The organism is Candidatus Polarisedimenticolia bacterium, assembly GCA_035764505.1.
In the GTDB taxonomy this organism is placed as follows: domain Bacteria; phylum Acidobacteriota; class Polarisedimenticolia; order Gp22-AA2; family AA152; genus AA152.
This window is the reverse complement of the sequence record DASTZC010000188.1, coordinates 1-5,975: the sequence shown is the minus strand read 5'-3', so window position 1 is coordinate 5,975 and position 5,975 is coordinate 1. Positions and strand designations below refer to the sequence as shown.

Sequence of the window (5,975 nt, the reverse complement as noted above, 5' to 3'; positions counted from 1 at the left end):
CCTGTGCTATACTCTCGCCTCGTCCCTGCGGTTGGGGGCGGGGATCCCTCAGTTTCCTCCGTTCCACTCCGGACAGTCTTCATGGAACTTATTAACAGAGAAGAGTTTAGTAACGGTCTCACTGTCGTGACCGAGAAGATGCCCAACCTCCGGTCGATCTCCCTGGGGGTCTGGCTGAAGAAGGGCTCGCGCCACGAATCCTCCCCCGAAAACGGCATCTCGCATTTCATCGAGCACCTGCTCTTCAAGGGGACCGCCAACCGCAGCGCCAAGGACATTGCGCTCACGATCGACTCGATCGGCGGCCACATCGACGCCTTCACCGCCAAGGAATACACCTGCTTCTACGCCAAGGTCCTGGACGACCACCTTCCCGTGGCGCTCGACCTCCTTTCGGATATCGTCCTCAATCCGCGCTTCGAGCCTTCCGAAATCGAGAAGGAGCGCAAGGTGATCTTCGAGGAGATCCGGATGGTGGACGACACGCCGGATGAGCTGGTCTACGACCTGTTCAACCAGAACCTGTGGCCCGACCATCCGCTGGGGCGCCCCATCCAGGGGACCGTGGAATCGGTCTCGGCGATGACCCCCGAGATCCTGACGCGCTATTTCAGGGGCAGCTACCAGCCGGGCAACCTCCTGATCACCGCCACCGGAAACGTCGATCACGATCTTCTCGTCGGCTCGATCCGCAAGGCGTTCGAGCCTTTGACCAACGGCTCGCAGGTCCCGGCGATTGCGCCGCCGGCCCTCAATCCGGGGCTGTTCATCCGGGAGAAGAAGGAGCTGGGCCAGATCCACCTCTGCCTTGGCGTGAAGGGCTTCCCGCTGAACAGCGAGCACCGCTTCGAGGAGTACCTGCTGAACACGCTGCTGGGCGGGGCGATGTCGAGCCGCCTGTTCCAGAACATCCGCGAGGACCGGGGGCTCGCCTACAACGTCTTCTCGTCGGTCAATTCGTTCAAGGACACCGGCTACCTGATGGTCTACGCCGCCACCTCTCCCGAGTCGGCGGAGCAGGTGGTGCGCCTCATCCTCGAGGAGTTCGTCGCCCTCAAGGAGAAGAGCCCCTCCGAGAAAGAGATGAGGATGGCGAAGGACCATCTCAAGGGAAGCCTGATGCTCTCCCTGGAGAGCAGCTCGTCGAGGATGTCGAACCTGGCGCGGCAGGAGGTCTACTTCCACCGCCCCTTCACCCTCAACGAGATTATCGAAGGAATCGACCGGGTCGAAGCGGACGAGGTCCGCAGCCTGGCGCGCAAGATGTTCGACAGCTCCACCTGCGCCATGGCGGTCCTCGGGAACACCTCCAGGTTCAAGCTGACCCGCGGCGAGCTGGTTTTTTGACGCGATCCGCCGTCGCCCCCTAGCGGGGCGGAAGCCAGGATGGGACAGAGCCCTCTCGACGATTCTTCCCAAGCCAGGGTCTTCATCACCCGGATCTCTCCGGAATCGGATCTTCCCCTGCCAGAATATGCGACGGCCGGCTCCGCGGGCCTCGATCTCAGGGCCTGCGTCGGGCAAGACGTCACTCTCACGCCCGGTGGCCGGGCCCTGATCGGGACGGGCCTCGCCGTGGCGCTGCCGGAGGGATTCGAGGCGCAGATCCGGCCCCGCAGCGGGCTGGCGGCGGAGCACGGCGTGACGCTGCTGAACTCCCCGGGGACGATCGACGCCGACTATCGCGGGGAGATTCGCCTGGTGGTGGTGAACCTGGGGAGTGCGCCTTATACCATCCGCCGCGGCGATCGGATCGGACAGATGGTGATCGCGCGCGTATCGCGCGCGCGGCTGGAAGAGGTCAAGGAGCTGCCGGCCACCCGGCGGGGGGCCGGGGGGTTCGGACACACCGGACGATAGGCTGGAGGAGCGCGGCCCTGCGACTCGCCGTCCTGGGAAGCGGTAGCGCCGGCAACGCGGTCGTCGTCGAGTCGGGCGGGACCGTCGTGCTGCTGGACGCCGGCTTTTCCTGCCGCGACCTGGAGGCGAGGCTGGCCGCCGTGGGAATCGACCCGCGTAGGGTGCGGGCGATGATCCTGACGCACGAGCACGGAGATCATGCGCGCGGCGCCGAGCGCTTCGCGGCCCGCTTCGGCTGCGAGATTGTCGCCACCGCCTCCACGCTGCGCTGCCTGGGGTTGTGCACGCCGCAATTCCGCTGGGCCGCTTTCGAGAGCGGCCGGAGCTCCCATGTTGCGGGGTGGCGGGTGAGCAGCGCCCGCGTACCTCACGATGCGGCCGATCCGGTGGCCCTGAGGCTGGAGACGAGCGAGGGAAGCGTCGGTTATGCGATGGACCTGGGGCAGGCGCCGGCGGCGGTGGCCTCGCTCCTCGAGGGTTGCGAGATCCTGATCGTCGAGACGAACCACGATGTGGAGATGCTGGAGCGGGGACCGTACCCCGAGGAATTGAAGGACCGGCTGCGCGGGCCGCGCGGCCACCTCAGCAACGAGGAGGCCGCGGCGCTGATCGCCGGAGCGGTCAATGGCCGGACCCGGTCGTTGATCCTGGCGCACCTGAGCCGCACGAACAACCGGGCCGATCTCGCGATGCTGGCGGCGCACCGCGCCCTCGGGAGCGGCGCCGAATCGATCAAGATGACCGTGGCGGAGCAGGGGCCCTCCGCGCGGTGGATCGAAGTTTGACGAGGCCCGCGCGCCGCAGCGCGCGGCCGACAGAAAGCGAGGAGCTTTCCGCTTGATTTCGCGATACACGAGGATAGAGATGGGTCGCATCTGGACCGATGCCCATCGCATGGAGAAGTGGCTCGAGGTCGAGCTCGCCGTGGTGGACGTGATGGCCGAGGTTGGCGAAATCCCGCGCCAGGCGGCGGAGAACATCCGCAGGAAGGCGGCGTTCGACGCCGAGCGGGCTCTGGAGATCGAGAAGACCGTCCAGCACGATGTCATCGCCTTTCTCACCAGCGTCGCGGAGCATGTCGGAGCGGACTCCCGCTTCATCCACCTGGGCCTGACCTCCTCCGACGTGGTCGACACCGCCCAGGCACTGCTGTTGCGGGAGGCGGCCGATCAAATCCTGCGCGGCATCGATCGGGTTCGCTCCGCGCTGAAGGCGCGGGCCCTCGAGCATCGCAAGACCCCCTGTATCGGACGGACTCACGGCGTGCACGCCGAGCCGACCACCTTCGGGCTGAAGATGGCGGTCCTGTTCGCGGAGTTCGGCCGGGCGCGGGAGCGCGTGGAGCGCGCGCGCGAGGCGATCTCTGTCGGGAAGATCTCGGGCGCCGTGGGAACTTTCGCCCATCTCGATCCCGCGGTCGAGGAGAAGGTCTGCGAGAAGCTGGGGCTTACTCCGGCGCCGGTTTCCAATCAGGTGATCCAGCGGGACCGCTATGCTGAATATATCGCCGCGCTGGGGATCCTGGCCGCCTCGATGGAAAAAACGGCAACCGAGATCCGCCATTTGCAGCGTACCGAGGTGGCGGAAGCCGAGGAGCCTTTCGGCGGCGGCCAGAAAGGATCTTCCGCCATGCCCCACAAGCGCAATCCGGTGGGGTGCGAGCAGATTTGCGGGCTGGCCCGGGTCATCAAAGGGAACGTGGGAGTGGCGCTGGAGAACGTGGCGCTGTGGCACGAGCGCGACATCAGCCATTCCTCCGCCGAGCGCGTCATCCTGCCCGATTCCACGATCCTGGCCGACTACATGTTGAACCGGCTGGCGGGAATCCTCGAGCGCCTGGTGGTCTACCCGGAGGCGATGCGCCGGAACCTCGAATCCTCGGGCGGGCTGGTCTACTCGCAGGAGGTGCTCCTCGCCCTGGCCCGGCGGGGCGCGACGCGCGAGGAAGCCTACGCCTGGGTCCAGGGCGCCGCGATGAGCGCGCGCGAAGGGAAGGGGAGCTTCCGGGAGAACCTCAAGTCGCAGCCCGGGATCCTGAAGATCCTGGACGCCGGCGAGCTGGAGCGCTGCTTCGATCTGGAGCGGCAGCTGCGAAACGTGGATCGGATCTTCGAGCGGGTCTTCGGAGCGGAAGCTGCCGAGTCCCCCCGAGATCGTGGCGGAGCCGGAGAGGGCGGATCCGAAGCGGAGACGTCCCGTCCCCGGAAGCGGAGCGAGCGATGAAAGTGCGCGTGACGGTGCTTTACAAGAAGGGAGTGCTGGACCCGCAGGGGAAGACGATCCTGGGGTCGCTGCACCAGCTGGGCTACAAGGAAGTTACCGATGTGCGGGCCGGCAAGGTGCTCGAGCTGACGCTACCGAAGACGGCGAAGGCGCAGCTCGAGAAAAAGGTCCGGGAGATGTGCGACAAGCTCCTGGCCAATCCGGTCATCGAGGACTACCAGTTCGAGGTGGCGGAGTGAGCGAGGCGGCCGCATCGTGAAATTCGGCATCGTCGTATTCCCAGGATCCAACTGCGAGCATGACTGCTATCACGTGGTCAAGCACGTCCTGCGCCAGGACGCCAGCTTCCTCTGGCACAAGGACCGCAACCTGGCGCACTCCGACTGCATCATCCTTCCGGGCGGCTTCGCCCACGGCGACTACCTGCGCTGCGGCGCCATGGCGAAGTTCTCGCCCATCATGGAGAGCGTCGCCCACTTCGCCAAGCAGGGGGGACCGGTCCTGGGAATCTGCAACGGCTTCCAGATCCTGACCGAGGCGGGACTGCTTCCCGGAGCCCTGGTGCGCAATCGGTCGCTGCACTATCTCTGCCAGGACGTTTTCCTGCGGGTCGACGGGGGCGAGTCGCCTTTCACCCGCAGCCTTTCGCGATCCAAAACTCTCAAGATGCCCATCGGACACGGCGAAGGCTGCTATTACGCCGACCCGAAAACTCTGAAGCGGCTGGAGCTGGAAGGGCGCATCGCCTTCCGCTACTGCGACGCCGACGGAAAGCTGAGCGAGGAATCCAACCCGAACGGGTCGATGATGTCGATCGCCGGGGTTCTCAACGAGCGGGGGAACGTCCTGGGCCTGATGCCCCACCCTGATCGGTGCGCCGAGGCGATTCTGGGTAATGAGGACGGACGGCTGTTGTTCGAATCGGTCATCGCCGGGGGTCCAAAAGCGGTAACCTCCTGAAAATGAAGGTGAATCCATTGGTCCTGAAGGCCATCCAAAAGATGCTGGCGGGGAAGCAGAAAACCGATTACTCGGGGGTGGGACGCAACGACCCCTGTCCCTGCGGCAGCGGCAGGAAGTTCAAGTCCTGCCATTACGATAGGGTGCGCGGCAAGGAGCGCGAAGATCAGATGTCGAAGCTGTTCCGGAACCCGAAATGAGCGATCTCCGGAAAGCGGAGCCGCAGGTCGACCCGGAGCTGGCTCAGGCACACGGGCTCTCGCCGGAGGAATACGACAAGGTCTGCTCGCTTCTCGGCAGGACCCCGACCTATACCGAGCTCGGCATCTTCTCGGTCATGTGGTCGGAGCACTGCTCCTACAAGTCCTCCCGCGTCCACCTGAAGCGGTTCCCCACGACCGGGCCTCAAGTGTTACAGGGGCCGGGAGAGAACGCGGGTGCCATCGACATCGGCGGCGGGCTGGCGGCCGTATTCAAGATGGAGAGTCACAACCACCCCTCCTACGTGGAGCCCTTCCAGGGAGCGGCGACCGGGGTGGGAGGAATCCTGCGCGACATCTTCACGATGGGGGCACGTCCCATCGCCTCGATGAACTCGCTGCGCTTCGGCTCTCCGGACCATCCGCGGATGAAGTACTTGGTGGGCGGGGTGGTGGGAGGGATCGCCGGATATGGAAACTGCATCGGCATCCCGACGGTGGGAGGCGAGACGACCTTCCATTCCTGCTACGACGGCAACATCCTGGTGAACGTCATGAGCCTCGGGATTGCCCACGCTTCGCGTATCTTTCGCGGGCTGGCCAAGGGGCCCGGGAACGCCGTCTTCTACGTCGGGTCGCGCACGGGGCGGGACGGAATCCATGGCGCCTCGCTGCTGGCCTCGGCCTCCTTCGAGGCCGACTCGGAGACGAAACGGCCGACCGTGCAGGTTG

At 65.5% G+C, this 5,975-nt stretch carries 8 protein-coding genes; all 8 read left to right on the top strand.

Going from position 1 to position 5,975, the window contains the following annotated elements; translation table 11 throughout:
- Positions 1–81: 81 nt before the first annotated feature.
- Positions 82–1,347, top strand: a complete 1,266-nt coding sequence (locus tag VFW45_12665) for a pitrilysin family protein (GenBank protein ID HEU5181634.1) — start codon at positions 82–84, stop codon at positions 1,345–1,347.
- Between the two features lie 39 nt (positions 1,348–1,386).
- On the top strand, positions 1,387–1,860 hold the full coding sequence (dut, locus tag VFW45_12660; protein HEU5181633.1) for a dUTP diphosphatase: 474 nt from the start codon (positions 1,387–1,389) through the stop codon (positions 1,858–1,860).
- Positions 1,779–2,645 (top strand): MBL fold metallo-hydrolase, encoded by an 867-nt coding sequence (locus tag VFW45_12655; protein ID HEU5181632.1) that lies wholly within the window; start codon positions 1,779–1,781, stop codon positions 2,643–2,645. The genes dut and VFW45_12655 overlap by 82 nt, the downstream gene beginning before the upstream one ends.
- A 52-nt stretch (positions 2,646–2,697) precedes the next feature.
- A complete protein-coding gene (gene purB, locus VFW45_12650) occupies positions 2,698–4,083 on the top strand; it encodes an adenylosuccinate lyase (GenBank protein HEU5181631.1) in 1,386 nt (461 codons plus the stop codon).
- Positions 4,080–4,322, top strand: a complete 243-nt coding sequence (gene purS, locus VFW45_12645; protein ID HEU5181630.1) for a phosphoribosylformylglycinamidine synthase subunit PurS — start codon at positions 4,080–4,082, stop codon at positions 4,320–4,322. The genes purB and purS overlap by 4 nt, the downstream gene beginning before the upstream one ends.
- Before the next feature lie 16 nt (positions 4,323–4,338).
- Complete coding sequence (gene purQ / locus VFW45_12640) at positions 4,339–5,043, top strand: phosphoribosylformylglycinamidine synthase subunit PurQ (GenBank protein ID HEU5181629.1); 705 nt, start codon at positions 4,339–4,341, stop codon at positions 5,041–5,043.
- An 8-nt stretch (positions 5,044–5,051) separates the two neighbouring features.
- The gene (locus tag VFW45_12635) at positions 5,052–5,243 is read left to right on the top strand and encodes an SEC-C metal-binding domain-containing protein (GenBank protein HEU5181628.1); all 192 of its coding nucleotides are present in this window, start codon (positions 5,052–5,054) and stop codon (positions 5,241–5,243) included.
- The coding region (locus VFW45_12630; GenBank protein ID HEU5181627.1) for an AIR synthase related protein at positions 5,240–5,975 on the top strand (736 nt) is incomplete at its 3' end. The genes VFW45_12635 and VFW45_12630, both read left to right, overlap by 4 nt.

Excerpts from the sequence above, each read along its gene's own strand:
- VFW45_12665 (HEU5181634.1), top strand. The coding sequence starts at position 82 with ATGGAACTTATTAACAGAGAAGAGTTTAGTAACGGTCTCACTGTCGTG.
- dut (HEU5181633.1), top strand. The coding sequence starts at position 1,387 with ATGGGACAGAGCCCTCTCGACGATTCTTCCCAAGCCAGGGTCTTCATC.
- purS (HEU5181630.1), top strand. The coding sequence starts at position 4,080 with ATGAAAGTGCGCGTGACGGTGCTTTACAAGAAGGGAGTGCTGGACCCG.